38 protein-coding genes are annotated in these 24,849 nt (G+C 45.6%); all 38 read right to left on the bottom strand.

From position 1 onward, the window contains the following. Positions 1-122: 122 nt before the first annotated feature. The 38 genes from DWX32_RS11315 to rplC all read right to left on the bottom strand — a co-directional run bounded on the left by DWX32_RS11315 (position 123) and on the right by rplC (position 24,786). Positions 123-992: a YitT family protein gene (locus tag DWX32_RS11315; protein WP_117510478.1), complete on the bottom strand. Its 870-nt coding sequence runs from the start codon at positions 990-992 to the stop codon at positions 123-125. A 5-nt stretch (positions 993-997) separates the two neighbouring features. Continuing rightward, on the bottom strand, positions 998-1,684 hold the full coding sequence (locus DWX32_RS11310; protein ID WP_117510477.1) for a WecB/TagA/CpsF family glycosyltransferase: 687 nt from the start codon (positions 1,682-1,684) through the stop codon (positions 998-1,000). A 205-nt stretch (positions 1,685-1,889) separates the two neighbouring features. After that, complete coding sequence (locus DWX32_RS11305; protein ID WP_117510476.1) at positions 1,890-4,004, bottom strand: glutamine synthetase III family protein; 2,115 nt, start codon at positions 4,002-4,004, stop codon at positions 1,890-1,892. 414 nt (positions 4,005-4,418) lie between these two features. Beyond that, positions 4,419-5,282 carry a class II fructose-1,6-bisphosphate aldolase gene (gene fba / locus DWX32_RS11300; RefSeq protein ID WP_022461579.1) on the bottom strand — a complete coding sequence of 288 codons (864 nt, stop codon included), beginning with the start codon at positions 5,280-5,282 and terminating at the stop codon, positions 4,419-4,421. Positions 5,283-5,461: 179 nt separating this feature from the next. Next, positions 5,462-6,361: a diacylglycerol/lipid kinase family protein gene (locus tag DWX32_RS11295; protein ID WP_022461578.1), complete on the bottom strand. Its 900-nt coding sequence runs from the start codon at positions 6,359-6,361 to the stop codon at positions 5,462-5,464. A 186-nt stretch (positions 6,362-6,547) separates the two neighbouring features. Beyond that, positions 6,548-7,084: a bL17 family ribosomal protein gene (locus tag DWX32_RS11290; RefSeq protein WP_022461577.1), complete on the bottom strand. Its 537-nt coding sequence runs from the start codon at positions 7,082-7,084 to the stop codon at positions 6,548-6,550. A gap of 104 nt (positions 7,085-7,188) precedes the next feature. Beyond that, a complete protein-coding gene (locus tag DWX32_RS11285) occupies positions 7,189-8,151 on the bottom strand; it encodes a DNA-directed RNA polymerase subunit alpha (protein WP_117510475.1) in 963 nt (320 codons plus the stop codon). Positions 8,152-8,223: 72 nt separating this feature from the next. Then, complete coding sequence (rpsD, locus tag DWX32_RS11280) at positions 8,224-8,817, bottom strand: 30S ribosomal protein S4 (RefSeq protein WP_022461575.1); 594 nt, start codon at positions 8,815-8,817, stop codon at positions 8,224-8,226. 16 nt (positions 8,818-8,833) lie between these two features. Further along, a complete protein-coding gene (rpsK, locus tag DWX32_RS11275) occupies positions 8,834-9,226 on the bottom strand; it encodes a 30S ribosomal protein S11 (RefSeq protein ID WP_022461574.1) in 393 nt (130 codons plus the stop codon). A gap of 50 nt (positions 9,227-9,276) precedes the next feature. Continuing rightward, positions 9,277-9,645: a 30S ribosomal protein S13 gene (gene rpsM, locus DWX32_RS11270; protein ID WP_117510474.1), complete on the bottom strand. Its 369-nt coding sequence runs from the start codon at positions 9,643-9,645 to the stop codon at positions 9,277-9,279. A gap of 297 nt (positions 9,646-9,942) precedes the next feature. Beyond that, a complete protein-coding gene (gene rpmJ, locus DWX32_RS11265; protein ID WP_003022746.1) occupies positions 9,943-10,056 on the bottom strand; it encodes a 50S ribosomal protein L36 in 114 nt (37 codons plus the stop codon). Continuing rightward, positions 10,046-10,339 (bottom strand): hypothetical protein, encoded by a 294-nt coding sequence (locus DWX32_RS19880; RefSeq protein ID WP_147398488.1) that lies wholly within the window; start codon positions 10,337-10,339, stop codon positions 10,046-10,048. The genes rpmJ and DWX32_RS19880 overlap by 11 nt, the downstream gene beginning before the upstream one ends. A gap of 11 nt (positions 10,340-10,350) precedes the next feature. Beyond that, positions 10,351-11,817: a VanW family protein gene (locus DWX32_RS11255; RefSeq protein ID WP_158555030.1), complete on the bottom strand. Its 1,467-nt coding sequence runs from the start codon at positions 11,815-11,817 to the stop codon at positions 10,351-10,353. A gap of 683 nt (positions 11,818-12,500) precedes the next feature. Continuing rightward, positions 12,501-12,719, bottom strand: coding sequence for a translation initiation factor IF-1 (infA, locus tag DWX32_RS11250; protein ID WP_022461642.1), 219 nt, complete (start codon positions 12,717-12,719; stop codon positions 12,501-12,503). A gap of 3 nt (positions 12,720-12,722) precedes the next feature. Continuing rightward, positions 12,723-12,974 (bottom strand): KOW domain-containing RNA-binding protein, encoded by a 252-nt coding sequence (locus DWX32_RS11245; protein WP_022461643.1) that lies wholly within the window; start codon positions 12,972-12,974, stop codon positions 12,723-12,725. Then, positions 12,971-13,741: a type I methionyl aminopeptidase gene (gene map, locus DWX32_RS11240; RefSeq protein ID WP_022461644.1), complete on the bottom strand. Its 771-nt coding sequence runs from the start codon at positions 13,739-13,741 to the stop codon at positions 12,971-12,973. Before map ends, DWX32_RS11245 begins: the two co-directional genes overlap by 4 nt. Before the next feature lie 3 nt (positions 13,742-13,744). Continuing rightward, positions 13,745-14,389 carry an adenylate kinase gene (locus DWX32_RS11235; RefSeq protein WP_022461645.1) on the bottom strand — a complete coding sequence of 215 codons (645 nt, stop codon included), beginning with the start codon at positions 14,387-14,389 and terminating at the stop codon, positions 13,745-13,747. A 167-nt stretch (positions 14,390-14,556) separates the two neighbouring features. Next, positions 14,557-15,873: a preprotein translocase subunit SecY gene (secY, locus tag DWX32_RS11230; RefSeq protein WP_022461646.1), complete on the bottom strand. Its 1,317-nt coding sequence runs from the start codon at positions 15,871-15,873 to the stop codon at positions 14,557-14,559. Beyond that, positions 15,873-16,313 carry a 50S ribosomal protein L15 gene (gene rplO / locus DWX32_RS11225; RefSeq protein ID WP_022461647.1) on the bottom strand — a complete coding sequence of 147 codons (441 nt, stop codon included), beginning with the start codon at positions 16,311-16,313 and terminating at the stop codon, positions 15,873-15,875. Before rplO ends, secY begins: the two co-directional genes overlap by 1 nt. Before the next feature lie 12 nt (positions 16,314-16,325). Then, positions 16,326-16,508, bottom strand: coding sequence for a 50S ribosomal protein L30 (gene rpmD, locus DWX32_RS11220; protein ID WP_022461648.1), 183 nt, complete (start codon positions 16,506-16,508; stop codon positions 16,326-16,328). Between the two features lie 14 nt (positions 16,509-16,522). Continuing rightward, a complete protein-coding gene (rpsE, locus tag DWX32_RS11215; RefSeq protein ID WP_022461649.1) occupies positions 16,523-17,032 on the bottom strand; it encodes a 30S ribosomal protein S5 in 510 nt (169 codons plus the stop codon). Positions 17,033-17,052: 20 nt separating this feature from the next. Further along, positions 17,053-17,421: a 50S ribosomal protein L18 gene (gene rplR / locus DWX32_RS11210; protein WP_022461650.1), complete on the bottom strand. Its 369-nt coding sequence runs from the start codon at positions 17,419-17,421 to the stop codon at positions 17,053-17,055. Positions 17,422-17,438: 17 nt separating this feature from the next. Next, positions 17,439-17,978, bottom strand: a complete 540-nt coding sequence (rplF, locus tag DWX32_RS11205) for a 50S ribosomal protein L6 (RefSeq protein WP_022461651.1) — start codon at positions 17,976-17,978, stop codon at positions 17,439-17,441. An 80-nt stretch (positions 17,979-18,058) separates the two neighbouring features. Next, entirely contained in the window at positions 18,059-18,460 is a 402-nt protein-coding gene (gene rpsH / locus DWX32_RS11200) for a 30S ribosomal protein S8 (protein ID WP_022461652.1), read from the bottom strand. 24 nt (positions 18,461-18,484) lie between these two features. Further along, entirely contained in the window at positions 18,485-18,670 is a 186-nt protein-coding gene (locus DWX32_RS11195; RefSeq protein WP_022461653.1) for a type Z 30S ribosomal protein S14, read from the bottom strand. A 16-nt stretch (positions 18,671-18,686) separates the two neighbouring features. Further along, on the bottom strand, positions 18,687-19,226 hold the full coding sequence (gene rplE, locus DWX32_RS11190) for a 50S ribosomal protein L5 (RefSeq protein ID WP_022461654.1): 540 nt from the start codon (positions 19,224-19,226) through the stop codon (positions 18,687-18,689). Positions 19,227-19,246: 20 nt separating this feature from the next. Further along, positions 19,247-19,588, bottom strand: a complete 342-nt coding sequence (rplX, locus tag DWX32_RS11185) for a 50S ribosomal protein L24 (RefSeq protein ID WP_022461655.1) — start codon at positions 19,586-19,588, stop codon at positions 19,247-19,249. A gap of 10 nt (positions 19,589-19,598) precedes the next feature. Then, entirely contained in the window at positions 19,599-19,967 is a 369-nt protein-coding gene (rplN, locus tag DWX32_RS11180) for a 50S ribosomal protein L14 (protein WP_022461656.1), read from the bottom strand. A 35-nt stretch (positions 19,968-20,002) separates the two neighbouring features. Continuing rightward, a complete protein-coding gene (rpsQ, locus tag DWX32_RS11175; protein WP_022461657.1) occupies positions 20,003-20,260 on the bottom strand; it encodes a 30S ribosomal protein S17 in 258 nt (85 codons plus the stop codon). Between the two features lie 16 nt (positions 20,261-20,276). Continuing rightward, on the bottom strand, positions 20,277-20,486 hold the full coding sequence (gene rpmC, locus DWX32_RS11170) for a 50S ribosomal protein L29 (protein ID WP_022461658.1): 210 nt from the start codon (positions 20,484-20,486) through the stop codon (positions 20,277-20,279). Further along, a complete protein-coding gene (rplP, locus tag DWX32_RS11165) occupies positions 20,476-20,913 on the bottom strand; it encodes a 50S ribosomal protein L16 (RefSeq protein WP_022461659.1) in 438 nt (145 codons plus the stop codon). Before rplP ends, rpmC begins: the two co-directional genes overlap by 11 nt. 2 nt (positions 20,914-20,915) lie before the next feature. Next, a complete protein-coding gene (rpsC, locus tag DWX32_RS11160; protein WP_022461660.1) occupies positions 20,916-21,572 on the bottom strand; it encodes a 30S ribosomal protein S3 in 657 nt (218 codons plus the stop codon). Between the two features lie 12 nt (positions 21,573-21,584). Beyond that, the gene (gene rplV / locus DWX32_RS11155) at positions 21,585-21,971 is read right to left on the bottom strand and encodes a 50S ribosomal protein L22 (protein WP_118660042.1); all 387 of its coding nucleotides are present in this window, start codon (positions 21,969-21,971) and stop codon (positions 21,585-21,587) included. A 33-nt stretch (positions 21,972-22,004) separates the two neighbouring features. Further along, positions 22,005-22,286 carry a 30S ribosomal protein S19 gene (rpsS, locus tag DWX32_RS11150; RefSeq protein WP_022461662.1) on the bottom strand — a complete coding sequence of 94 codons (282 nt, stop codon included), beginning with the start codon at positions 22,284-22,286 and terminating at the stop codon, positions 22,005-22,007. Between the two features lie 11 nt (positions 22,287-22,297). Continuing rightward, complete coding sequence (gene rplB / locus DWX32_RS11145) at positions 22,298-23,143, bottom strand: 50S ribosomal protein L2 (protein ID WP_055266980.1); 846 nt, start codon at positions 23,141-23,143, stop codon at positions 22,298-22,300. Positions 23,144-23,204: 61 nt separating this feature from the next. Further along, positions 23,205-23,504: a 50S ribosomal protein L23 gene (rplW, locus tag DWX32_RS11140; RefSeq protein ID WP_022461664.1), complete on the bottom strand. Its 300-nt coding sequence runs from the start codon at positions 23,502-23,504 to the stop codon at positions 23,205-23,207. Then, positions 23,504-24,124, bottom strand: a complete 621-nt coding sequence (rplD, locus tag DWX32_RS11135; protein ID WP_022461665.1) for a 50S ribosomal protein L4 — start codon at positions 24,122-24,124, stop codon at positions 23,504-23,506. The genes rplW and rplD overlap by 1 nt, the downstream gene beginning before the upstream one ends. A 26-nt stretch (positions 24,125-24,150) precedes the next feature. Then, positions 24,151-24,786: a 50S ribosomal protein L3 gene (rplC, locus tag DWX32_RS11130; protein WP_022461666.1), complete on the bottom strand. Its 636-nt coding sequence runs from the start codon at positions 24,784-24,786 to the stop codon at positions 24,151-24,153. Positions 24,787-24,849 lie beyond the last annotated feature (63 nt).

Raw genomic sequence — 24,849 nt, 5'->3', positions numbered from 1 at the left:
ATCCACACCCCTATGGTTCTGCGCCTGATGCAAAGTACCTCACAGATATACTTATTTTAATACAAAATAGACAAAAAAGGAAGAGAAAACACAACATTTATACCACAAATTACGTAAAAAGGTCAGGAAAAATCCGTCTGGAAGCCCTCTCCTAAGACCTCTCTTGCATCCGACACAACGACAAACGCGTCCGGATCGATCGTTCCTACGATCTGTTTGAGCTGCGGGATCTGTTTTTTGCCCACAACACAGAATACCATCATACGCTCTTCGCCCGTGTACATTCCCTTGATGTGGATGCCGGACGCGCCGCGGTCGAGTTCTTTCATGAGCTCATCGGCTACCTGCTCCGGATGCGCGGTAATGATAAACGCGGATTTCGCATAATTCATACCTTCCATCAGGGCATCCGTCATTTTCGTCGTCACGTAGATTGCCACGATCGCATAGAGCGAAGCGTGGATACCGAAGACAAAAATACCGGCGATGACGATGATTCCATCAAGCACCTGCATAACCTGTGCAACGGAATAGTGGCGCAGCTTTCTCTGGATCAGAGCCGCCATCATATCCGTTCCGCCCGTCGTACCGTTTCCGATGAAGACGAGGCCGATGCCTGCTCCCATCAGAACGCCGCCGAACAGTGCGGAAAGCATCCTGTCATCCGGCACCAGCTGCAGCACCGGGAGAACGGCAATCCAGAACGTATTCATCAGGGTTCCGAAGATGGTTTTCACCAGAAAATCGCGGCTCATACGGATTCCGAACAGAAAGAGCGGAATGTTCAGCACAAGGTTCGTCACCCAGAGCGGAACTCCTTTTCCGAACAGCATCTGGCTCAGTTGTTTGATGACGATTGCAAGACCGGAAAATCCTCCGGTAACAAGCCCCGCCGGGTCGTAAATCGAGCTGGTCGCAACCGCCATGACCGCGGTTCCCAGCGTAATCAGCAGATAATCTCTCCACTGCTGTTTGTTCCGTATCCAGTTCATGAACTTCAACCGTCCTTTTCGCTGTTATATTTTGTTACCATCCACTTGAACGTATTCTTCTTTAGCAGAGTTCCCCACCAGCTCGTTTTTATACCGGCCTCGTTCTGCAGCGTCGAATGCTCGCCAAGGCTCAGCCAGATTTTTGCGCTGATTTTGCTGCTGTTTTCCAGAACGAAACGATCCTGCCGCGTTCCTGCAAGGCCGCTCACAATCACGTCCGTCGTCTGGCTGTTGATCTCGTTGACCAGGCTGTCAAACGCGGATTCCTCCAGCGTCTCGACGACAGCACCGCCTCCGATCTCAATGCCGGGATACGTTTCTGTCAGATATTTCTGCAGTGTCTGCAGTTCTTCCCCAGTGTCGCCCAGTACGAAAATCCGGCTTTTCTTCTGAATCAGTCCCCAGAAAAAGCGTGCGATGAACTCGTTCGTCTCCACTTCCTCATAGGACGGCGTCTCCGGGTCAATTCCTGCTGCCTCCAGCACCTCGGTTTCCCCGATGACCGTCAGATCCAGATCTTCGATATACTGTTTCCACGTCGGTTCCTTGCTCGCCTGCATCAGCATCTGCATCGTAACAATCCCGATGGTGTTCAGCTTATCGTTTGAGAGGTATTCCTCTGCAATCTCCATCGCCGCATCGACGCGGTAATGTTTCAGCTTCACACCTAAAATTTCCAGTTCTGCATTCATTGTTCTGTATACTTCTGTTTTCCTTCGAAATCCAGAAGCGTTTCCTCCATGTTTTCCTGCCGTTTCTTCCGGCAGCGCTGTCCGCCTTTTTCTTCTGGCAACAGCTAATCTTCATTATACTAAAAAAAGAGGCTGTTGTCAAAAACAGCCTCTTTTTCTGCCCTGTTTTCACAGAATTTTTACAATTTATCAGACCGTCTGCGGATTAAACCTCAAACATCAGATCGCCGTAGGACGGCATCGGCCACATCTCTTTGTCTACGATCATCTCCAGTTTGTCAACCGGTGCACGGAGTGCCTCCATAGCCGGAGCAACTTTCTCGTAGTAGTATTTTGCTTTTGCTTCGCCGTCTTCCATCTCGCATCCTGCATTCTCGATTGCGATCAGCTCGTCGAGTGCTTTCTGGGTTTTCTCAAGCAGTGCACTTGTCTCGTTCAGCAGATTTTTCTGTACACCAACTGCTGTAACACCTGCTGCGGTGATGGTGTTGATAGATCCAGCCAGGGAAGTCGCATATTTGATGACTGCCGGGATGATCTGTTTGCTTGCCATGTCGATCATGGTCTTTGCTTCGATGTTGATGGTCTTTGCATAGTTCTCGAATTTAACTTCTGCACGGGATACCAGCTCTGCCTCGGTGAATACTTTGAAATCGCCGAACAGTTTGATTGCGGTGTCAGTGGTCAGTGCCGGGATTGCATACACCATGGATTTGATGTTCGGAAGTCCTCTTCTCTCTGCCTCAGCTAACCACTCATCTGCATATCCGTCGCCATTGAAGATGATTCTCTGATGCTCACTTAAGTTCTTCTTGATCAGATCATGGACAGCGTCCTCGAAGTTTTCAGCGCCTTCTAGTACATCGCATGCATCGCGGAATGCTTCTGCAACGATGGTGTTCAGTACGATGTTCGGAGCTGCAACGGAATCACGGGAACCAACCATACGGAACTCGAATTTGTTTCCGGTGAAGGCGAACGGTGAGGTTCTGTTACGGTCGGTAGCGTCTTTCTTGAGATCCGGAAGTGTCTTAACACCAGTCTCCAGAACGCCCTCTTTTTTGCTCTTTGTTGCATTTCCGGTGCTGATGAGCTGCTCTACAACATCCTCCAGCTGCTCTCCAAGGAATACAGAAATAATAGCTGGCGGCGCCTCGTTAGCTCCCAGTCTGTGATCGTTTCCCGGATCGGCTGCGGACTCACGAAGCAGATCTGCGTGAACATCAACGGCTTTCAGAACGCAGCTTAATACGAGCAGGAACTGAATGTTCTCGTGCGGTGTTTTGCCCGGCTCAAGAAGGTTGATGCCGTCATCTGTGGTGATGGACCAGTTGTCGTGTTTACCGGAACCGTTGACACCTGCGAACGGTTTCTCATGCAGCAGGCATTTCAGTCCGTGCTGGCATGCAACTCTCTTTAAAGTCTGCATAACGAGCTGGTTGTTGTCAACTGCTACGTTTGCCTCGGAATAAATGGAAGCCAGCTCGTGCTGTGCCGGTGCAACCTCATTGTGCTGTGTCTTTGCTGTAACACCCATCTTCCACAGCTCAATGTTGACATCCTTCATAAAGGAAGCAATTCTCTGACGGATGGTTCCGAAATAGTGATCGTCCATCTCCTGTCCTTTTGGAGGCATTGCGCCAAACAGGGTACGTCCGGTGTAGATCAGGTCTTTTCTCTGCAGGAATTTCTCTGCATCTACCAGGAAGTATTCCTGCTCCGGTCCTACGGAAGGAGTTACTTTCTTGGAAGTGGTGTTTCCGAACAGTTTTAACAGACGCAGGGACTGTACATTCAGAGCTTCCATGGAACGAAGAAGCGGTGTTTTCTGGTCAAGCGCCTCTCCTGTGTAGGAGCAGAATGCAGTCGGAATGCAGAGGGTTGCGCCTGCTGCGTCCTGACGAACGAAAGCCGGTGAGGTGCAGTCCCATGCTGTATATCCTCTTGCCTCAAAGGTAGCACGCAGTCCACCGGACGGGAAAGAAGATGCATCCGGCTCGCCTTTGATCAGCTCTTTACCGGAGAAGCTCATCAGTACTTTGCCGTTCGGCATCGGTGCTGTGATAAAAGAATCGTGCTTTTCTGCAGTTGCACCGGTCAGTGGCTGGAACCAGTGTGTATAGTGTGTTGCTCCTTTTTCAATTGCCCATTCTTTCATCTCATGTGCAATCGTATCTGCAGTAGCAAGATCCAGCTCACCGCCTTCTTCGATGATCTTTTTCAGCTTCTTGTAAACATTTTTTGGAAGACGTTCCTGCATTACAGTGTCATTGAATACATTTTCGCCAAAAATTTTGGCTGGATTTACATATTCTCCCATTTTCTTTCTTCCTTTCCATTTGTGAATTTTGCGATGCGACCTTCCCGCCGGACTCTAAAAAGGTCCTGATACAAGAAAAAGGGGTTCTCAAAAAGCAGCTAAGGAAAGCTAAGTTTTTGTAGAACGCCCTTGTTTTACATTCGCATATGGATTTGATTTCCAACTGATACTAAAATAACTCAAAAACTTAAAAAACGCAAGTGCTTTTTTGAACTCAGTCCCTTTTTCGTATTATTTTACAAAACTTTCCTAATTCAGGCGAAAAAATTAGCGGATTCGATGAAAGCTTTCGCGGCAGTCGTCAAGGTCTCGTGCAAGCACAGACTTTGACTCGTTGCTCGCGAAAAAAAATACTGTGCGGACCCTGAGGAGGAAGTCCCCCAGGAATCCTGCACAGCATTTTCGTGCTTAAACTCAGGCTTTGTTTGCAGAACCGAACAGTTCGATTTTTTCTCTTACAGTAGCTTTGATAGCTTCTGCGCCAGGAGCAAGCAGTTTACGAGGATCGAATCCTTTACCCTGCTGATCTTTTCCCTCTTCGATGTATTTACGTGTAGCTGCTGCGAATGCAAGCTGGCACTCTGTATTTACATTGATTTTGGAAACGCCAAGGTCAATGGCTTTCTTGATCATGTCATCCGGGATACCTGTACCACCGTGAAGAACGAGCGGCATAGTTCCTGTCAGCTCCTGTACAGCTGCCAGAGTCTCAAAGCTCAGTCCCTGCCAGTTAGCCGGGTATACACCGTGGATATTGCCGATACCTGCTGCAAGCATATCTACACCGAGGTCTGCAATCATCTTGCACTCGTTCGGATCAGCGCATTCGCCCATACCTACAACACCATCTTCTTCTCCACCGATAGAACCAACTTCTGCTTCCAGAGACATTCCTTTCTCTTTGCAAACAGCTACCAGTTCTTTTGTTTTTGCAACGTTCTCTTCGATCGGATAATGAGATCCGTCAAACATGATGGATGAGAAACCTGCTTCGATGCATTTGTAACATCCTTCGTAGGTTCCGTGGTCCAGATGCAGAGCAACCGGAACAGTGATGTTCAGTTCTTCGATCATAGCTTTTACCATAGCAGCTACAGTTTTGAAACCTGTCATGTATTTTCCTGCACCCTCAGATACACCAAGGATAACCGGAGAATTCATCTCCTGTGCGGTAAGAAGGATGGATTTTGTCCACTCCAGGTTGTTGATGTTAAACTGACCAACTGCATAGTGGCCAGCTTTTGCTTTGTCCAACATTTCTTTTGCTGATACTAACATAGCTCAAATGACCTCCTGTGTCTGTAATTGTGCCGTGTACCGTTTTCAGGCTTACGGCATACTTGTTACTTTCATAACTGGTTTTATTATACAACATCTTTCTGCAAATGCCAAATGATTTTCGTAGCGAAATCCATTTTTTTGCACTTTTTTGTGAAAAACTTATCAAAAAGCCGTGCCTACTTATTGTTCAGAACCAGTTCCATGGCATGTTTGCGCGCTTCGATGCAGACATAGCCGTGATCTCCGCCGTATTCGCCGTCCAGAGTCCAGGAAATCTCCTGGTTGGACTCGATGATGATGCGGTCGGTCTTGAACGAATCGATGAGGTCTGTGTGATCCTCCTGCATCAGCAGGGACGCAATGATCTCATTCAGTTCCAGCGGGTTTTTCGGGCGTTTGATCAGGGTTACCTCGAAGAGTCCGTCATCCAGGCGTACATCCTGTCCCGGCAGGTTTTTGAAGCCGCCGACGGACTTGGCATTCGTCACCATACCGTAGATATACTCTCCCTCAAAGGTTTCCCCGTTTGCCTCGACTTTAATCCAGTACGTCGGCACATTCCAGATCCGTTTGGATCCCTCCAGCAGGTATGCCAGATGGCCGAGAATGTTTTTCATGTGCTGATCTGTCTCATAGGAAACATCCGTGAAAAGGCCGAATGCAGCGATGTAGACAAAGCTGTCGTTGTTGAACGCTCCCACATCACAGGAATACAGGTTTCCCTCGATGATATCCTTTGCCGCCTGTACCATATCTTTCGAAATAGAAAGACTGTTTGCAAAGTCATTGGTGCTTCCGGCCGGAATATAACCGATCGGAACGCGCTGATCCACTTCCATCAGACCGCTGACAACTTCATCCAGTGTTCCGTCGCCCCCGCTGCAGACAACGAGATCCACCTGCGGCGCAAGCTCCTTTGTCTTTTCGAAACCATCTCCGACTGCCTGCGTCGGGTGGACAATGACTTCATATCCGCCTTTTACAAAAACATCGATAATTTCAAACAGTTTACTTTTAATCTGTGCTTTTCCGGAAAACGGATTAAAAATAAACAACATTTTTTTCTTGCTCTCCATGCAAATGCTCTCCTTTGTATCCCATTTTAGCTGTTCTGTATTCTGTATTGTACCTTATTCGCAAAGCAGATGCAACCCCGTACATTGCCACAATTTCGCAATTGTGTCATATAAAATATGATATACAACAAAACAGGAGCCACCTACTAAGAGGCAGCCCCTGCGAATTTCAAAACTATTTACAGATTAAACCAGCTCGATTACAACTTCCATAGCTGCATCACCTTTACGCGGTCCGATCTTGATGATACGGGTATATCCGCCGTTACGGTCTGCATATTTCGGAGCGATCTCATCGAACATTTTCTGTGGCATATCGATGGACTTGGTGTTTTTCTTGCGTCCTGCTGCTTCGGTCGGAACCTCTGTTACAGGATAGAAGAAGCTTGCCATCTGACGTCTAGCGTGAAGTCTGGACGGAAGATCTTTTTTGATCTCTTTCTGAACTTCATCGTATACGGTAACTTTTTTGCCGTCTTTTACTTCTTTCACACGTTTGCCATCAGCATCTTTGCGAGCTACTTTAGCAGTAACGGTAACAGTCTCAAAGTTATCTTTCTCTTTTACAGCCAGTGCGATCATGCTTTCAGCGATCTTGCGGATCTCTTTCGCTTTGGTCTCAGTGGTAACGATTTTTCCGTGATACAGAAGGTTGGTTACCTGGTTTCTTAATAATGCTTTTCTCTGGTCAGATGTTCTGCCAAGTTTTCTATATTTTGCCATTTTAAATTTTCCTCCATTTGTGGAACCCGCAAGTCATGCTGCCTCGGACTTACTGACAGGGGGTTTTCGTCTACAAATCAAACGGAAAGATAAATCGCTGTGATTTATTCTCCGTCCCCAGGACTCAGTGACAGTCCCAGTTCTTTCAGCTTTGCAAGTACCTCTTCCAGAGACTTGCGGCCCAGGTTACGAACCTTCATCATGTCTTCGGAAGTTTTGTTGCACAGCTCTTCTACGGTATTGATACCGGCACGTTTCAAGCAGTTATAGGAACGCACGGAAAGCTCAAGCTCGTCGATGTTCATCTCCAGAACTTTCTCTTTCTCATTGTCCTCTTTCTCGATCATAACTTCTGCTGTCTTCGCATTCTCAGACAGATCGATGAAGAGTTTCAGATGCTCGCTTAAAACCTTAGCTGCCAGGCTGACTGCCTCGTCCGGATCCAGTGTTCCTCTGGTGTAAACATCCAGTGTCAGTTTATCGTAATCGGTAATCTGACCTACACGGGTGTTCTCCACTTTGAGGTTTACACGCTCAACCGGTGTATAGATAGCATCCACAGCGAGAACGCCGATCGGCATGTCATCGCTCTTGCCTTTGTCAGCACTGATATAACCGCGGCCTTTTGTGATCGTCAGCTCCATGTACAGCTTGCTGTCCGGGCCGCCGTTCAGGGTTGCGATTACCTGATCCGGATTCATGATCTCAATATCCTGATCTACCTGAATATCGGATGCTCTTACAACTCCCTCGCCCTCGAACTCAATATAAGCAACTTTTGCTTCGTTGGTTACGCTGTTATTGCGGATTGCAAGGCTCTTCAGGTTCATGATGATTTCTGTAACGTCTTCTTTTACTCCAGGGATGGAGCTGAATTCATGAAGAACGCCCTCGATTTTAACCTGGCTTACTGCTGCTCCAGGGAGGGAAGAAAGCATAATTCTGCGAAGAGAATTACCTAATGTGATACCGTAGCCTCTTTCCAGAGGTTCAACCACAAATCTGCCGTACTTCTTGTCATCAGAAATCTCAGTAATTTCAATTTTCGGTTTGTTAAAATCAAACACTCGAAAGCCCCTCCTTTTAAATTGGTTGGCTCATTACTCATGGGAATAAAGCCTTCCGCGTATGGCGATTCTTTATTTAGAATACAGCTCGACGATCTGCACTTCGTCAACCGGAACATCGATCATTTCGCGGGTAGGACGCTCTTTTACAACACCTTTGAGTGCCTCAAGATCAGCCTCGATCCATTCTGGAGTCAGACGGCCGCCTGTAACCTCTACGATGTCTTTATATCTCTGAGAGGATTTTTTACCCTCTTTGATTTCGATGGTATCACCAGCGCTTACAAGGTAAGACGGGATATTTACCTGTTTGCCGTTAACCAGAACGTGTTTGTGGTCAACGATCTGACGTGCTTCTTTTCTGGTTCTAGCCATTCCCATACGGAACAGAACGTTGTCCAGACGGAGCTCAAGAAGGATCATCAGGTTCTCACCAGTCTGTCCTTCCATTCTGTCAGCCTTTTTGTAATAGTTAACAAAAGGTTTCTCCAGAACGCCGTAGATGAATTTTGCTTTCTGTTTTTCTCTTAACTGAAGACCATACTCAGACATTTTTCTGTTTGCTCTTTTCAGCTGTCTTGTGGACTTCTTATCAATTCCAAGATATACAGGATCCATTCCGAGGGATCTGCATCTTTTCAGGACTGGTACTCTATTTACTGCCATGTTCTTAACCTCCTAATCAGACTCTTCTACGTTTTGGTGGGCGGCATCCGTTGTGCGGAACCGGTGTTACGTCGCGGATGCTTGTAACTTCAAGACCGCATGCCTGAAGGGCACGGATTGCAGCTTCACGACCTGATCCTGGTCCTTTTACCATAACGTCAACAGTCTTTAAGCCATGAACCAGCGCTGCTTTGGTAGCAGTTTCTGCAGCCATCTGAGCTGCGTATGGAGTAGATTTTCTTGAACCTCTAAATCCCAGACCGCCGGCACTTGCCCATGAAAGAGCGTTTCCTTCTGCATCAGTCAGTGTTACGATTGTATTATTGAAGGAAGACTGGATATGTGCCTGTCCGTGTTCAACGTTTTTTCTGACACGACGTTTTGTCGTTTTCTTTGTCACTTTTGCCATTTTAAAACTAACCTACACTTTCTTAATCTTATATTGGACTACTGGTTAAATTATTTCTTCTTATTTGCAACAGTTCTCTTAGGACCTTTGCGGGTTCTTGCGTTGGTCTTTGTTTTCTGACCACGAACCGGAAGGCCTTTACGATGACGGATACCTCTGTAGCATCCGATCTCCTGCAGACGTTTGATGTTCATAGCGATTTCTCTACGAAGATCTCCCTCTACAACCTGAGTCTCATCGATAACTGCGCTGAGTCTCTTTACTTCATCGTCTGTCAAATCTCTGCAGCGTGTATCTGGATTTACTCCAGCCTCTTTTAAGATACGATCTGCACTTGTTCTACCGATTCCGTAGATATAGGTCAGACCAATCTCAACACGTTTGTCTCTTGGTAAGTCTACACCAGCTATACGAGCCATGTACTTTGTCCTCCATTTTTCTAAAACATTAATATTTTCCTAATTGGGATACAGGTATGCGTGTATCCAGCCGTGTTCGCACGACCTTTCTCCTTCTGCCACCTGACAGATGGGAGTATTAAGCAATATTATAAGGGATGTCTGCGCTCCGCGCGTCCATCCGCCGGAGGTGTCCTGGCTGCTTTGTCTGCCAGGTGTCTCACTTTATAATATTAACAGCAAAACAACGCACTCACGCGCATCTTTGCTGCAGCCGCACTTAAAATCTGCACAATTACGATCAAGCCTAATGACGGATTAGCCCTGGCGCTGTTTGTGCTTTGGATTCTCACAAATGATTCTGATGCTACCTTTTCTTTTGATAACTTTGCATTTCTCGCAGATCGGTTTTACAGAAGATCTAACCTTCATGATGAATCCTCCTTTCTTTGCTCCTAGCGCCCCGTGTAGGGGAATTTTCTGTTGTAAACTTTTGGGATGCGCTTTCTTTTTGTGGGTTAGAAAAAAGTCCACGCGCAAAAGTTCGTTTTATAGTATAGCATTTTGTCCCCGGAAATGCAAGGAATTTTTTACATATTTTTTCACTTTTTTTTGCTCCTTTTCTGTGCATTTTTTCATTTCTCCCACCGGTAAGAAAAAAAAACAGGCAGGACAGATTTTTTTTCTCTGTCCCGTCTGTTTTTACAGGTAACATCTTTTTTTGCATCATGATCCTGAGTTCAGCGGTTTGTATTTGCTTGCGCATACGGATTCTGATTTTACTACATTTCCGCTTGCATCTTTGTAATCACGATACGTTACATTACTCATTTCATCGATCTGCTTTACCCTTGGCTCAATGGTATAGTCGTTTTCTTTTGTTCCGAGAATTTTTACGGTCAGTGTGTCACTGCTGTCCATATTCATCACAATTTTCACCGGGTACTTATGATTATTTTCAAATTTGAAATCCGGTGAATCCCAGAATACGGTTGCATCCATTCCAGACGGCACATAATGTACCGGCATCGAATGGTTGGCTCTTTCCACCACATCAAGGTCTGTGTACAAAATAGCGGAAAACAGTGTGGAGGACACCTGGCATTCGCCTCCTCCAAGTACCTGGACGACTTTGCCATCCTGATAGCCTGCTGCCTCCTGATATCCTTTTTCCGCCGTTGTATCACCTACGACACCATTAAAAGAGAAGGTTTCTCCCGGCAGAACAATCTGTCCGTTGCATATAGATGCCGTAAGTCCGACGTTGTGAATTCTTCCGCTCGTTCCACCCGCTGCGCTGGAGCTGTAACTTCCAAGCGTGTCTTTAAACAGGTTTGCGTTCATCTTCTCGGTTGTAATCTCCGGCTCGGTAAATGTAAACGGAATCGTGATATCCGTATTTTCTTCTGCACTCTCATACTCGGCTTTCGCATTGTCCGCATTCATTGAGGTTCCGTTTTTCGATGCCACAACGGAATATCCGTTATCCGGATCCAGCGTCGCATTGACGGGATCGGTATAAATCTGGCTTGCAATTCCGGCAAAATCCGGTTCTGTCAGCTGATTTTCTGCCGTCGGGCAGGAAATTACATCCTGGAAATTCATTGCTGTCACATTCGTCTGGATCTGCTGTTTTAAGGCATCCACATCCGGTCTGGTTCCGGAAATGCCTTTATGCACGATCAGGCCGGTATCTGTTACTTCATATGTAGTATCCTGCATGGAGTTGTAATCCTGAATGCCGGATGCCTGTACAATTCCTTCCACCTCATCTGGATGGGTCGCAGTCGGCTGCACATCATAGGAAAGCTTCTCTGCCTTTCCCCATTTCATCTCGACCCACTCCAGACCGCGAACCAGAAGATTTCCATGGCCTTTTTCATATGCTTTTTCAATTTCTGCGGAAGCATCCATCCCCAGCATTGGAAATACGTTCATCGTATACTGCTGACCATCCAGCTCAACGGTAACAGCTGTATCTTTATAATCTTCTTCAAACTTCTGTTCTACTGTCTGCGCAGCTTCTTTTTTGCTCATTCCCTGAATGTTTACTCCGTTAATAGAAGCATCTGCCCAGATTTTGTCATCCTCGATGATCAGACAGAAGATTCCATATGCAGCGGCAAGTAAAACAATCACTGCAACTACGCTCAATGCTGCAACAAGGCCTTTTTTCTTTCCCCTTTTTGTCATTGCACATTTTCCTTTCCTGTTATCTGTAAGGAGCAGCGATGCCATTGCTGCAGATCCGAATTTTTTTCAGACTGCAGCCTGCTGTTTCATAAAATGTTTCCCTGATTTCTGCCGGTACATGGATTTTACCGCACCGCACAGGAGATCCTTCCCGGTAAAATTTCTCCGTAAAGTTTCTCTATTGCATTGTATCACATTATTTTGAGAATTCAACCAAATATTTCAACTTCACACAGAATTCACAAACATATATTCTTCTGTCGCTTTCGAGCCCTCATCTGTCATTTTCACGGTTTTCCGGCCGCTCTTTTCTCCTGTCTTTTCACTTTTTCTTTTTTTTCTGACGGTTTAAAAATTTTGTTTCAAAAGTGCACAAATTCTCCTGGTTTTTACAAAAAGTTTTCATAAAATTTTATACTTTTTTCATTGCTTTTTCTATTAAAATATTGCATAATACATCTGGAAGGTTTCAAAAGGGACTGAAAAGAAATTCAGATGCCCGCCGCCGCGGATGCTGCAGGGTTTGCAGACTGGTGCTTGCTTTGTGGCTGTCAGAAATCTGAAGGCCGGTGATCGAAATCTTTGTTCTGTAGAACGGTTACTGTTATTGGGGATGAATACAGAGAAACACATACAGAGAAAAAGCCATCCGGCATGCCGGATGGCTTTTTTTATCGTATTTCTTATTTATCTCTCCAGATAATACGTCCCTTGTCCAGATCGTATGGGGACAGCTCGATGGTTACTTTGTCTCCCGGAAGAATACGGATAAAGTTCATACGCAGCTTTCCGCTGATATGAGCCAGTACAACGTGTTTATTTTCCAGTTCTACTTTAAACATTGCGTTTGGTAATTTCTCGAGGACAGTTCCCTCTACTTCAATTACATCTGCCTTAGACATTGATTAATCCTCCTTCAACTCTTTGCAACTTTTTTCTTTTAATGCCTTACGGATATCTTCATCACGAACCGCATCCGTCATTTCGTAATCCGGCTGTACGTGAATCAGCTTCTTCTTTTTCGGCCGGTTGGCGGTACGGATTTTTCCGTCCACCAGGAATACGTATGGCTCCTGTACATCCGAAATCACATACAGCTTTCCTTTATCGTGGCCGGCCAGGCTTCTGGCAAACATTCCTTTCACAATCGGTTTCATAAATCCTCCTCCGTATGCGAAAGTGTCAGAATTTCCGGTTCTCCCTCCGTAATCAGAATCGTGTTCTCATAATGTGCGGCAAGAGAGCCGTCTTCTGTCACAACGGTCCAGTCATCATCCAGCCATCTGACTGCATAGCCTCCGGCTGTGATCATCGGCTCGATGGCGAGCGTCATGCCAGGCTGCAGACGGACGCCGCGGCTTGGCTGTGCGAAGTTCGGCACTGCCGGATCTTCGTGCAGGTGCGTTCCGATGCCGTGGCCTACCAGGTCGCGGACAACGCCGTAGCCGAAGCTCTCTGCGTATGCACCGATCGCCGCCGAAATCTCATGAAGATGATGGCCTGCTTTTGCGTATTTGATTCCTTCAAAAAAGGCCTGGCGTGTTACTTCCACCAGTTTTCTTGCCTCCGGCGAGATCTCACCGACCGCGTGTGTGCGGGCTGCGTCGGAATGGTATCCTTCATAGATAAGTCCCGCATCCAGGCTGACAATGTCGCCCTCTTTCAGAATCCGTTTTTTACTTGGGATTCCGTGAACCACTTCTTCGTTCACAGAAACGCAGATCGAAGCCGGATACCCATTATAGTTTAAAAAGTTGGGAGTGCATCCGAAGCTGCGGATCATCTCTTCTCCGAGCTTGTTGATTTCCCAGGTTGACATTCCCGGATGGATGGCGCGGCCTAATTCATCGTGTACCTTCTCCAGCAGTTCACCGGCACGGCGCATTTTTTCAATTTCCCGGGCAGTTTTAATTGATATGGACATCCTTTACGCTCCTAAAATCTTTACTATATCCTGAAATACCACGTTGATATCCTGGGTTCCGTCAACTTCCACCAGAACATTGGCTTTCTTATAGTAGTCAATCAGAGGCTGTGTCTGAGCATGGTATACAGACAGTCTCTTCTGTACGGTCTCAGGTTTATCGTCATCACGGAGAACCAGCTCGCCGCCGCAGGTATCGCATACATCTTCTACCTTTGGTGCGTTAAATTCTACATGATAGGTTGCTCCGCATCCGATGCAGGCACGGCGTCCGCCCATACGGTGAACGATATTTTCATCCGGTACTTCTACATTGATTGCGTAGTCAATTTTCTCTCCGCGTGCTTCCAGGGCTTTGGTCAGTGCCTCTGCCTGCGGAATCGTTCTTGGGAAGCCATCCAGCACGTAGCCCTTTGCTGCGTCCGGTTTGGAAATACGGTCTACAACAAGATCGCAGGTCAGCTCGTCTGGAACGAGTTCTCCCTTGTCCATGAATGCTTTCGCTTTCTTTCCAAGCTCGGTTCCCTCTTTGATATTTGCGCGGAAGATATCGCCGGTTGAAATATGAGGAATCTCATATTTTGCAGCGATCTGTTTTGCCTGTGTACCTTTTCCGGCACCAGGTGCCCCCAACATAATAATTTTCATGCGCTTTTCCTCCCATGTTTGAATTTGCAGCAATCCACTGCGTGTAATTTACCCTATTATACCATAAAATAAACCACAATAGCAAAAATTTTCTCTGTTAAAGCCTCTTTAAAAGCGCTTTAAACAAAAGAAAGGGCCTGTCTTATCCAGACAGTCCCTCTTATGCCTTAATCGTTTAAGAATCCTTTGTAATTGCGTACCAGCATCATGGATTCAATCTGTTTTAAGGTTTCCAGAATTACGCTGGCAATAATGATCAGAGAAGTACCTCCAAAGGATACATTCGCTTTGAAAAATCCATTAAAGAAAAATGGAATCACTGCAACAATGGTAAGACCTGCTGCACCGATAAAAATAATATAGCTGAGCAGATTGTTCAGATAATCTACCGTGGATTTACCCGGGCGGATGCCTGGGATAAAGCCGCCCTGTTTTTTCATGTTATCTGCAACTTCCATCGGGTTGAAGGTGATGGAGGTATAGAAATAAGCGAAGAAAATAACAAGGACAATGTAGAGAATCAGGCCCAGCGAAGCAACTGGATTGGTTTTATCAAACCAGTTGTTGGAATTCAGCATCTTGATCAGCGTTCCGCCGATACCTTTGATATCCGACTTTCCGACAAACGACAGGATAATCGATGGGAAAGACATGATGGATGATGCAAAGATGATCGGGATAACGCCCGCTGTATTTACCTTCAGCGGAATATTGGATGACTGTCCGCCAACCATTTTTCTTCCGGCCATTTTCTTGGAATACTGTACCGGAATTCTTCTCTCAGCGCCATTCAGGATCAGTACCAGCACAACAACAGCGATGATCACAACAGCGATGATAATCCACATCAGCAGACCACGCGCGATGGTTTTGCCTTTTACGAAGGTTTCGTAAAGGGTTACCATATCCTGCGGGATTCTGGAAAGGATGTTGATTAACAGGACCATAGAAATACCATTTCCAACGCCCTTGTCGTTGATCTGTTCTCCCACCCACATAAGGAAGGCAGAACCGGCTGTCAGAGCTGCCACTACAACAATCACATTAACTGCGTTAAAAGTGGTGAGGAGTCCCTGGCGTCCAAAGCCTACTGCCATGGCAACAGACTCAAACAATGCAAGACCTACTGTCACATAACGAGTAATCGCAGTCATTTTCTTTCTTCCCTCTTCGCCGTCACGCTGCATTTCCTCAAGTCGTGGAATTGCAATGGTGAGCAGCTGAATAATGATGGAAGAAGTAATGTACGGTGTAATACTCAGAGCAAAGATGGAGAAACGGTCGAAACCGCCGCCCGTGAATGCATTCAGGAAGCTGAATGCCTCATTCGTATTATTTGCAAAATAATTCGCAAAAAAGCTTGTATTGACACCCGGTACAGGCATCTGAGAGCCTAACCGGATGACAACAAGCATCATAAGCACATAAAATATTTTGCGACGAACATCTTTGACCTTAAATGCATTGATAAAGGTCTTAAACATTAGATCACCTCGACTGTTCCACCTGCCGCTTCAATTTTTGCCTTTGCGCTCTCGCTGAAAGCATTTGCTTTTACAGTGAGTTTTTTGGTGACTTCACCGTTTCCAAGGATTTTTACGCCATCTCTCGGATTGGAAACAAGACCAGTCTCAATCATAGTTTCTACGGTTACAACAGCTCCGTCCTCATAACGATTCAGAGCATCTACATTGATTCCAACGATTTCCTTGGAGTTTCTGTTTTTGAAACCTCTCTTCGGAAGACGTCTGTATAAAGGCATCTGACCACCTTCAAATCCCGGTCTCGGTGCTCCGGAACGTGCTTTCTGTCCTTTGTGGCCTTTACCTGCTGTTTTACCATTTCCTGAACCATGTCCACGGCCTCTGCGGAAGTTATCGTTCTGTCTGGAACCTTCAGCCGGCTGTAAATTAGATAAGTCCATTACGGTACCTCCTTATGCTTCTTCTACTTTAACCAGGTAAGAAACCTGATTAACCATGCCGCGAACTGCTGCGTTATCCGGCAGTTCTACCGTCTTGTTAACTTTTTTCAGACCCAGTGCTTCCACGGTTCTTCTGTGTTTCGGAACACATCCGATCGGGGATTTCACCAGTGTTACTTTTAATTTATCTGCCATTTTTCACATCCTCCTTAAGCAAAGATCTCGTTTGTAGATTTGCCGCGAAGTCTTGCTACTTCTTCTGGAGTCTTCAGCTCAGACAGACCAGCGATGGTAGCCAGAACTACGTTCTGCTTATTTCTGGATCCAAGGGATTTTGTACGGATGTTCTTAATACCAGCTAACTCGATTACGGCACGGGCTGGGCCACCAGCGATGACACCAGTACCTTCAGGAGCTTTCTTTAACAGAACCTCTGCGCTTCCGAATTTACCTACGTAGTCATGAGTGATACTTCCGTTCTCATTGATTGCTACGCTTACCAGTTTCTTCATAGCGTCTTCTTTACCTTTGCGGATAGCTTCCGGAATCTCGGCTGCTTTTCCAAGGCCTGCGCCTACGTGTCCATTGCCGTCGCCGACAACTACTAAAGCTGTGAAACGGAAGTTACGACCACCTTTAACAACTTTTGTAACACGCTTAATTGATACGACTTTTTCTTCCAGTTCGAACTGGCTTGCATCAATAATTGTATGCTTCATGTGTTCTTTTCCTTCCTTTCTTAGAATACCAGCCCAGCTTCTCTAGCTGCGTCTGCGAATGCCTGGATTTTTCCCTGGTAGATGAATCCGCCACGGTCAAATACAACTTCAGTAATACCTGCTTCTACAGCTTTCTTTCCAAGAACGGTTCCAAGATATGCTGCTGCATCTACATTGTTGGTTTTCTCAAGCTCTGCTTTAACATCTTTCTGAAGAGTAGAAGCAGAAACTAAAGTATTTCCAATCGTATCGTCGATAATCTGAGCATACATATGGTTATTGCTGCGGAATACACACAGACGCGGACGCTGTGCAGTACCTACGATATGATTACGTAATCTTCTATGCTTTTTCTGGCGCATCTGCGCTCTTGATACTTTACTAATCATGTTCACACTCTCCTTAATTATTTCTTACCAGTCTTACCAACTTTACGTCTGATCACTTCATCAGCATACTTGATTCCCTTGCCCTTGTATGGCTCAGGTCTTCTCTTGTCTCTGATTTCAGCGGCATACTGGCCAACTTTCTCTTTGCTGATACCGGAAACAATGATCTTGTTGCCGTCTACAGCGGAGGAGAGTCCTTCCGGATCGATCATCTCTACCGGATGAGAATATCCAAGAGACAGAACTAATTTGTTGCCCTGTTTTGCAGCTCTGTAACCTACACCGTTTACTTCCAGTGTTTTGGTATAGCCTTCGCTAACACCAATTACCATGTTGTGGATCAGAGTTCTGGTCAGACCATGAAGAGCTTTCATTTTCTTCAGATCGTTCGGTCTTGTAACTACTACGTGTCCGTCTTCCAGTTTGATGGTCATTTCAGACGGGAGAGTTCTCTCTAATGTTCCTTTTGGTCCTTTTACTACAACGTGGTTGTTTTCCTGGATGTCTACTGTTACACCTGCAGGAATTGCCACTGGCAGTCTTCCAATACGTGACATACCAATTTCCTCCTATTAACTTAGATTTTCGGAGAGAGCTTTAAGCTCTCTCTGTTTTCAGTTGCCTTGTTTCGTTTCTATTACCAAACGAATGCCAGAACCTCGCCGCCGACCTGCAGCTTACGAGCTTCTTTATCGGTGATAACACCCTGGTTTGTGGAAAGAATAGCGATTCCAAGTCCGCCAAGTACTCTCGGCAGCTCATCTTTGCCAACATAGATTCTCAGACCCGGTTTGGAGATTCTCTTCAGACCGGTGATGATCTTCTCGTTTTTGTCAGCGCCGTATTTCAGGGTGATGTGCATATTCTGGAATGCACCCTCATCGCTGAGTTCATATTTTGCAATGTATCCCTCGTTTACCAGGATATCAGCGATTGCGATTTTCATTTTGGATGCCGGAACATCTACTGTATCATGTTTTGCAGTGTTAGCGTTACGGATTCTTGTAAGCATATCTGCAATCGGATCACTCATACTCATTTGAATTTGCCTCCTTCTAAAATTTTACCAACTAGCTTTCTTAACGCCAGGAATCTGGCCTTTGTATGCTAATTCACGGAAGCAGATTCTGCAGATTCCGTATTTTCTTAAATATGCGTGTGGACGGCCACAAATTCTGCAACGATTGTATTCTCTTGTAGAGAATTTAGCTTTGCGCTGCTGTTTGATTTTCATTGCTGTTTTAGCCATGAATCAATTCCTCCTATTACTTTGCGAATGGCATGTTGAATAATGTCAGTAATTCACGAGCTTCTTCATCTGTGTTAGCAGTGGTAACGAAGATAATGTCCATACCTCTGACTTTATCAACTTTATCATACTCGATCTCTGGGAAAATCAGCTGCTCTTTGATACCAAGAGCATAGTTTCCTCTGCCATCGAAAGCGTTCGGATTTACGCCGCGGAAGTCACGTACACGAGGCAGTGCCAGGTTGATCAGGCGGTCTGCGAACTCGTACATTTTCTCGCCACGAAGGGTAACTTTGCATCCGATCGGCATACCCTCACGGATTTTAAAGTTTGCTACGGAATTTTTCGCTTTGGTGGTAACTGCTTTCTGTCCGGTGATAGCTTCCATATCACTGATTGCAGCGTCCAGAAGTTTAGCGTTCTCCTTAGCTTCACCAACACCCATGTTGATTACGATTTTGGAGAGCTTCGGCACTTCCATCACGTTTTTGTATCCAAATTTTTTGGTCATTGCATCAACGATCTGCTCGTTGTAAAGATCTTTCAGTCTACTCACGGTTTTGCCTCCTCTCTTCCTTAATCAATTACTGCGCCGTTCAGCTCTTTTGCTTTTGCAACGCGGGTTCTAACAGCTTTTGTTTTGCCGTTTTTCTCAACCATCTCAACTTTGATTCCAACGCGGGTCGGAACTCCTTTTACAACCAGCATTACGTTGGATGCATCGATAGGAGCTTCTTTGTTAACGATTCCGCCCTGCTGATTGCTCATAGACGGTTTCTCATGCTTTGTAATCATGTTTACGCCTTCAACAACAACACGGTTGTTCTTTACGTCAACGCTGACTACTTTGCCGGTTTTGTCTTTATCTTTGCCGGCGATTACCTTTACGGTATCGCCTTTTTTAATCTTCATTGACATAGCTGTCCTCCTATAATACTTCCGGAGCTAAGGAAACAATCTTCATGAACTGTTTCTCACGAAGCTCTCTGGCTACTGGTCCAAAAATACGGGTTCCTTTTGGAGTTTTGTCATCTTTGATAATAACTGCTGCGTTCTCATCAAATTTGATGTAAGAACCGTCTTTACGACGAGCGCCTTTTACGCTTCTTACAACAACAGCTTTTACTACGTCACCTTTTTTAACAACGCCGCCTGGTGTTGCATCTTTGACCGAAGCAACGATTACATCACCAATGTTGGCATATCTTCTTGTAGAACCGCCCATAACACGAATGCATAAGATTTCTTTTGCACCGGTGTTGTCAGCGACTTTCAGTCTAGTTTCCTGCTGAATCATGCTGGTATTCCTCCTTTAGCATTCTGATCTCTTATTTATTTCGCTTTCTCAACGATCTCCACAAGTCTCCATCTCTTATCTTTGGATAAAGGTCTTGTTTCCATAACTCGTACGGTATCACCTACATGGCACTCGTTGTTTGCATCGTGTGCTTTCAGCTTATATGTGCTTTTTACAATTTTCTTGTACAGAGGATGTTTTACATGGTCTTCGATGGCAACCACGATAGTCTTATCCATCTTATCGCTGACAACTTTGCCCACGCGAGTTTTTCTAAGATTTCTTTCTTCCACGATATTTTCCTCCTAATTACTCAGCTGCGTTTGCCTTCTGGGCAATAACAGTCTGGATTCTTGCAATATTTTTGCGAACCTCTTTGATTCGGCTGGTATTGTCAAGCTGGTTGGTTGCATTCTGGAATCTTAAATTGAAGAGTTCCTTTTTAGCAGCTACTAATTCGTCATTCAGCTCAGCTGCGCTCTTTGTATTTAAATCTTTTACAAATTCGTTAGTTTTCACTGTTATCACCGCCTTCTAAGTCTGCACGAGAAACAACTTTGCATTTACATGGTAACTTATGCATGGCAAGACGTAATGCCTCGCGGGCTGTTTCTTCCGGAACACCTGCGATTTCGAACATTACACGGCCTGGTTTTACTACTGCTACCCAGTACTCCAGAGAACCTTTTCCGGAACCCATTCGGGTTTCAGCCGGCTGTGCGGTTACTGGTTTGTCCGGGAAAATTTTGATCCAAACTTTACCACCACGTTTGATGTAACGTGTCATGGCGATACGGGCTGCCTCGATCTGGTTGGATTTGATCCAGCATGGCTCAAGGGCTACGAGACCAAATTCACCGTAGTTAATTTTGTTTCCTCTGAGGGCTTTACCCTTCATGGAACCACGGAACTGTTTACGACGTTTTACTCTCTTCGGCATTAACATAATTAATTCTCGCTCCCTTCCTTTTTAGTTCTGGTTGGAAGTACTTCGCCATTGTAGATCCATGCTTTTACGCCAACTTTACCGTAAGTGGTATCTGCTTCAGCGAATCCATAATCGATATCGGCACGCAGGGTCTGCAGCGGAATAGTTCCCTCGCTGTAGAACTCGGTACGAGCCATATCAGCTCCACCAAGACGTCCGGATACAGATGTTTTGATTCCCTTAGCGCCAGCTCTCATCGTACGCTGCATGGTAGACTTCATAGCACGACGGAAGGAAATACGGTTTTCCAGCTGTAATGCAATGTTCTCAGCAACGAGCTGTGCATCGCGGTCCGGTCTTTTTACTTCTTTGATATCTACGATAAGCTTTTTGTCAGTCAGTTTCTGAACTTCAGCTTTTACTTTCTCGATCTCTGCTCCGCCTTTACCGATAACAACGCCCGGTTTTGCGGTGTAGATGATAACTTTTACTCTGTCAGATGCTCTTTCGATTTCGATCTTGGAAACACCTGCGCTGTACAGTTTCTTCTTCAGGTATGTGCGGATGTTGTAGTCCTCTACGAGGTTATCTGCGAAATCACCCTCGGCATACCATTTGGAATCCCAGTCTTTAATAACACCGACTCTCAGGCCGTGTGGATTAACTTTCTGTCCCATGACATGTCCTCCTTATTTCTCGTCTAACACAATCGTGATGTGGCTGTTTCTCTTCAGGATTCTGTAAGCTCTGCCCTGTGCTCTCGGATGAATTCTCTTCATGGTCGGAGCATTGTTAGCGAAGCACTCAGCTACATACAGGTTTTCTCTGGAAAGACCGTTGTTGTTCTCAGCGTTTGCGATTGCGGACTCCAGCAGTTTTTTCACTACGCTGGAGGCATATCTCGGGTTATAAGTTACAATACCAAGTGCGGTTGTTACGTCTTTACCGCGGATTGCATCTAAAACAAATCCAGCTTTCTGCGCAGACATTCTAGCGTAGGATAACTTTGCAGACGGTCTGGTATCTTTGTTAGCATTTCTTGCTCTTTTAATCTGACTTCTATGTCCTTTAGCCATTGCTAAAAAACCTCCTCTCTCAAATCATTCTACTTAGCGGACGCCGGATTTCTTCTCGTCCTTGCCGTGACCTCTGTAGGTTCTGGTTGCTACGAACTCACCGAGTTTGTGTCCAACCATATCCTCTGTAACGTATACCGGCACATGTTTTCTTCCGTCATGAACAGCGATTGTGTGTCCAACGAATGACGGGAAGATTGTAGAACGACGTGACCAGGTTTTAATGACTGTTTTATCTCCTGAAGCGTTTGCAGCGTCAACTTTCTTTAACAGGCTTTCATCTGCAAATGGTCCTTTTTTTAATGAACGAGACATCGTTTACCTCCTTATTTCGATAAAGCTTTTCCATCGCGTCTTCTTACGATGTACTTGTTAGACTGCTTGTTCTTTGCTCTGGTCTTCAGGCCAAGAGCCGGTTTTCCCCAAGGAGTAGACGGGCCCGGACGTCCGATACCGGTCTTTCCTTCTCCACCACCATGTGGATGGTCATTCGGGTTCATGACAGAGCCACGTACAGTCGGGCGGATACCCATGTTACGTTTCCGTCCTGCTTTACCAATGTTGATCAGGCTGTGCTCGCCATTTCCAACAACACCGATGGATGCACGGCAGTTGATCGGAACCATTCTCATCTCTCCAGACGGAAGACGAAGGGTTGCGTATTTGCCTTCTTTAGCCATCAGCTGAGCGCCATTACCAGCTGCACGAACAAGCTGTCCGCCTTTGCCTGCATGAAGCTCTACGTTGTGAACCATGGTACCAACCGGAATCTCGGACAGCGGCAGGCAGTTTCCAGGTCTTACCTCGGCAGCAGCGCCGCTCATAACCTTCATGCCAACTTTCAGTCCTTCCGGAGCCAGGATGTATGCTTTCTCGCCGTCTGCATAGCAGATCAGAGCGATGTTTGCTGTTCTGTTCGGATCGTACTCGATCGATTTAACGATTGCCGGAACATCATCTTTTCTTCTCTTAAAGTCGATGATTCTGTATTTTCTTCTGCTTCCGCCTCCGCGGTGTCTTACAGTGATTTTACCCTGGTTGTTACGACCAGCGTTTTTCTTCAGGGACACTACCAGAGATTTCTCCGGTGTGCTCTTCGTGATTTCGTTGAAATCAGAGGAGGTCATGTGTCTTCTGGAAGGTGTATATGGGTTAAAGCTTTTGATTCCCATTACTTTGTTCTCCTTTCATTTCGTATCGCACTTATGTGTGCATATTTCGAACAGCTGCTAATTAAAGTCCTTCGAAGATTTCGATGTCTTTGCTGTCCTCGGTCAGAGCAACGATTGCTTTCTTGCTCTTTGCAGTTTTTCCAACTACCATTCCACGACGTTTGTTCTTTCCGTCCATGTTCATGGTGTTTACGCTTTTTACTTTTGTTCCTTCGAACATTTTCTCAACTGCTTCTTTAATCTGAGATTTGTTTGCTTCCGGGTGAACCATAAATGTGTATTTCTTCTCGCCCATAGCGTTCATGCTCTTCTCAGTTACGATTGGTTTCAGGATTACGTCGTAATATCTGATATCTGCCATTATGCGTACACCTCCTCGATAGATGCAACACTGCTCTTGGTTGCGATGATGGTGTTGTATTTCAGCATGTCGAATACATTGATGGTATTAACAGATGCAGTCTGAACGCCGGCAATATTTCTTGCGGAAAGTGCTACGTTTTCGCTGTCATCTCCGATGATTACCAGTGCGTTGTTTACTTTGAGGTTATCAAGCACTTTCTTCATCTCTTTTGTTTTAACTTCTGCAAGTTTCAGCTCATCAAGAACGATGAATTTGTTCTCCTGAACTTTGCTTGTCAGAACGGATTTTAATGCAGCTCTTTTCTCTTTCTTGTTCATTTTGAAAGAGTAATCTCTTGGTACTGGAGCGAATACAACTCCGCCGCCTGTCCACTGAGGAGCTCTTGTTGAACCCTGTCTTGCGTGACCTGTTCCTTTCTGTCTCCACGGTTTTCTTCCGCCACCGCTTACTTCGGAACGGGTTTTAGCTTTCTGAGTTCCCTGACGATTATTTGCAAGCTGAAGCACTACAGCCTGATGTACCAGATGCTCGTTGATTTCTACACCGAACACTGCATCATTAAGCTCCATGCTGCCAACTTCTTTGCCTTCCATATTTAATACAGATACGTTAGCCATTACGTGTGTTCCTCCTTTCAACGAACTTATTTACCGCATTTTACTGTCTCTTTGATGGTAACCATGGATTTTTTCGGTCCTGGTACAGCACCTTTGACTAACAGTAAATTGTTCTCTACGTCAACTTTTACGATTTCCAGGTTCTGTACGGTGATTTTCTTTCCACCCATCTGTCCTGGCATTCTTTTTCCTTTGAATACTTTACTCGGATCGGAGCAAGCACCATTGGAACCTGCGTGACGATGATATTTGGAACCATGAGCCATAGGTCCTCTGGACTGACCATGTCTCTTGATGGCACCCTGGAATCCTTTACCTTTGCTTGTTGCAGTAGCGTCGATTTTATCGCCTGCGCCAAAGATATCGGCCTTGATTTCCTGTCCTAATGTATAGGTTTCAGCGTCTTCAAATCTGAACTCTTTCAGATATCTTTTGCAGGAAACGCCTGCTTTTGCGAACTGGCCTTTCATCGGTTTGTTCACACGGTTTTCTTTCTTCTCGCCGAAGCCTACCTGAATTGCACTGTACCCGTCGTTGTCTGCGGTTTTCACCTGTGTTACAACACACGGACCTGCCTGCAATACAGTTACCGGTACTAAAACACCGTTTTCGTCGAAGATCTGAGTCATTCCGACTTTTGTAGCTAAGATTGCTTTCTTCATTCCTTTTACCTCCTGTTTTATCTACAGCGGAACTTCCTATTATAAAGAAGTTCATTCTAGCGA

The organism is Blautia sp. AF19-13LB, assembly GCF_003479105.1.
Classification (GTDB): domain Bacteria; phylum Bacillota; class Clostridia; order Lachnospirales; family Lachnospiraceae; genus Fusicatenibacter; species Fusicatenibacter saccharivorans.
This window is presented reverse-complemented; position numbering and strand designations above follow the sequence as displayed.

Coding starts and splice junctions, on each gene's coding strand:
- rplC (WP_022461666.1), bottom strand. CDS start 24,786: ATGAAGAAAGCAATCTTAGCTACAAAAGTCGGAATGACTCAGATCTTC.
- rpsH (WP_022461652.1), bottom strand. CDS start 18,460: ATGAGTATGAGTGATCCGATTGCAGATATGCTTACAAGAATCCGTAAC.
- rplN (WP_022461656.1), bottom strand. CDS start 19,967: ATGATTCAGCAGGAAACTAGACTGAAAGTCGCTGACAACACCGGTGCA.
- rplB (WP_055266980.1), bottom strand. CDS start 23,143: ATGGGAATCAAAAGCTTTAACCCATATACACCTTCCAGAAGACACATG.
- rplW (WP_022461664.1), bottom strand. CDS start 23,504: ATGGCAGATATCAGATATTACGACGTAATCCTGAAACCAATCGTAACT.
- rplD (WP_022461665.1), bottom strand. CDS start 24,124: ATGGCTAACGTATCTGTATTAAATATGGAAGGCAAAGAAGTTGGCAGC.
- rplF (WP_022461651.1), bottom strand. CDS start 17,978: ATGTCACGTATTGGAAGACTGCCAGTGGCAATTCCTGCAGGTGTAACA.
- fba (WP_022461579.1), bottom strand. CDS start 5,282: ATGTTAGTATCAGCAAAAGAAATGTTGGACAAAGCAAAAGCTGGCCAC.
- rplX (WP_022461655.1), bottom strand. CDS start 19,588: ATGTCAATGAAGATTAAAAAAGGCGATACCGTAAAGGTAATCGCCGGC.
- DWX32_RS11195 (WP_022461653.1), bottom strand. CDS start 18,670: ATGGCTAAAACAGCAATGAAAATCAAACAGCAGCGCAAAGCTAAATTC.
- rpsD (WP_022461575.1), bottom strand. CDS start 8,817: ATGGCAGTAAATAGAGTACCAGTCCTGAAAAGATGCAGATCCCTCGGA.
- rpmD (WP_022461648.1), bottom strand. CDS start 16,508: ATGGCAGATAAATTAAAAGTAACACTGGTGAAATCCCCGATCGGATGT.
- secY (WP_022461646.1), bottom strand. CDS start 15,873: ATGTTTAAGACCTTTATCAATGCATTTAAGGTCAAAGATGTTCGTCGC.
- DWX32_RS11255 (WP_158555030.1), bottom strand. CDS start 11,817: ATGACAAAAAGGGGAAAGAAAAAAGGCCTTGTTGCAGCATTGAGCGTA.
- DWX32_RS11315 (WP_117510478.1), bottom strand. CDS start 992: ATGAACTGGATACGGAACAAACAGCAGTGGAGAGATTATCTGCTGATT.
- DWX32_RS11305 (WP_117510476.1), bottom strand. CDS start 4,004: ATGGGAGAATATGTAAATCCAGCCAAAATTTTTGGCGAAAATGTATTC.
- map (WP_022461644.1), bottom strand. CDS start 13,741: ATGTCCATATCAATTAAAACTGCCCGGGAAATTGAAAAAATGCGCCGT.
- rplP (WP_022461659.1), bottom strand. CDS start 20,913: ATGTTAATGCCGAAGAGAGTAAAACGTCGTAAACAGTTCCGTGGTTCC.
- DWX32_RS11310 (WP_117510477.1), bottom strand. CDS start 1,684: ATGAATGCAGAACTGGAAATTTTAGGTGTGAAGCTGAAACATTACCGC.
- rpsM (WP_117510474.1), bottom strand. CDS start 9,645: ATGGCTCGTATAGCTGGTGTAGACTTACCAAGAGACAAACGTGTTGAG.
- rpsC (WP_022461660.1), bottom strand. CDS start 21,572: ATGGGACAGAAAGTTAATCCACACGGCCTGAGAGTCGGTGTTATTAAA.
- rplV (WP_118660042.1), bottom strand. CDS start 21,971: ATGGCTAAAGGACATAGAAGTCAGATTAAAAGAGCAAGAAATGCTAAC.
- DWX32_RS19880 (WP_147398488.1), bottom strand. CDS start 10,339: ATGTTACCTGTAAAAACAGACGGGACAGAGAAAAAAAATCTGTCCTGC.
- rplO (WP_022461647.1), bottom strand. CDS start 16,313: ATGGACTTATCTAATTTACAGCCGGCTGAAGGTTCCAGACAGAACGAT.
- infA (WP_022461642.1), bottom strand. CDS start 12,719: ATGTCTAAGGCAGATGTAATTGAAGTAGAGGGAACTGTCCTCGAGAAA.
- DWX32_RS11295 (WP_022461578.1), bottom strand. CDS start 6,361: ATGGAGAGCAAGAAAAAAATGTTGTTTATTTTTAATCCGTTTTCCGGA.
- rplR (WP_022461650.1), bottom strand. CDS start 17,421: ATGATTAGTAAAGTATCAAGAGCGCAGATGCGCCAGAAAAAGCATAGA.
- rpmJ (WP_003022746.1), bottom strand. CDS start 10,056: ATGAAGGTTAGATCTTCTGTAAAACCGATCTGCGAGAAATGCAAAGTT.
- rpsK (WP_022461574.1), bottom strand. CDS start 9,226: ATGGCAAAAGTGACAAAGAAAACGACAAAACGTCGTGTCAGAAAAAAC.
- DWX32_RS11290 (WP_022461577.1), bottom strand. CDS start 7,084: ATGGCAAAATATAGAAAACTTGGCAGAACATCTGACCAGAGAAAAGCA.
- DWX32_RS11235 (WP_022461645.1), bottom strand. CDS start 14,389: ATGAAAATTATTATGTTGGGGGCACCTGGTGCCGGAAAAGGTACACAG.
- rpsS (WP_022461662.1), bottom strand. CDS start 22,286: ATGTCTCGTTCATTAAAAAAAGGACCATTTGCAGATGAAAGCCTGTTA.
- DWX32_RS11245 (WP_022461643.1), bottom strand. CDS start 12,974: ATGAAACCGATTGTGAAAGGAATGTTTGCCAGAAGCCTGGCCGGCCAC.
- rpsE (WP_022461649.1), bottom strand. CDS start 17,032: ATGAAGCATACAATTATTGATGCAAGCCAGTTCGAACTGGAAGAAAAA.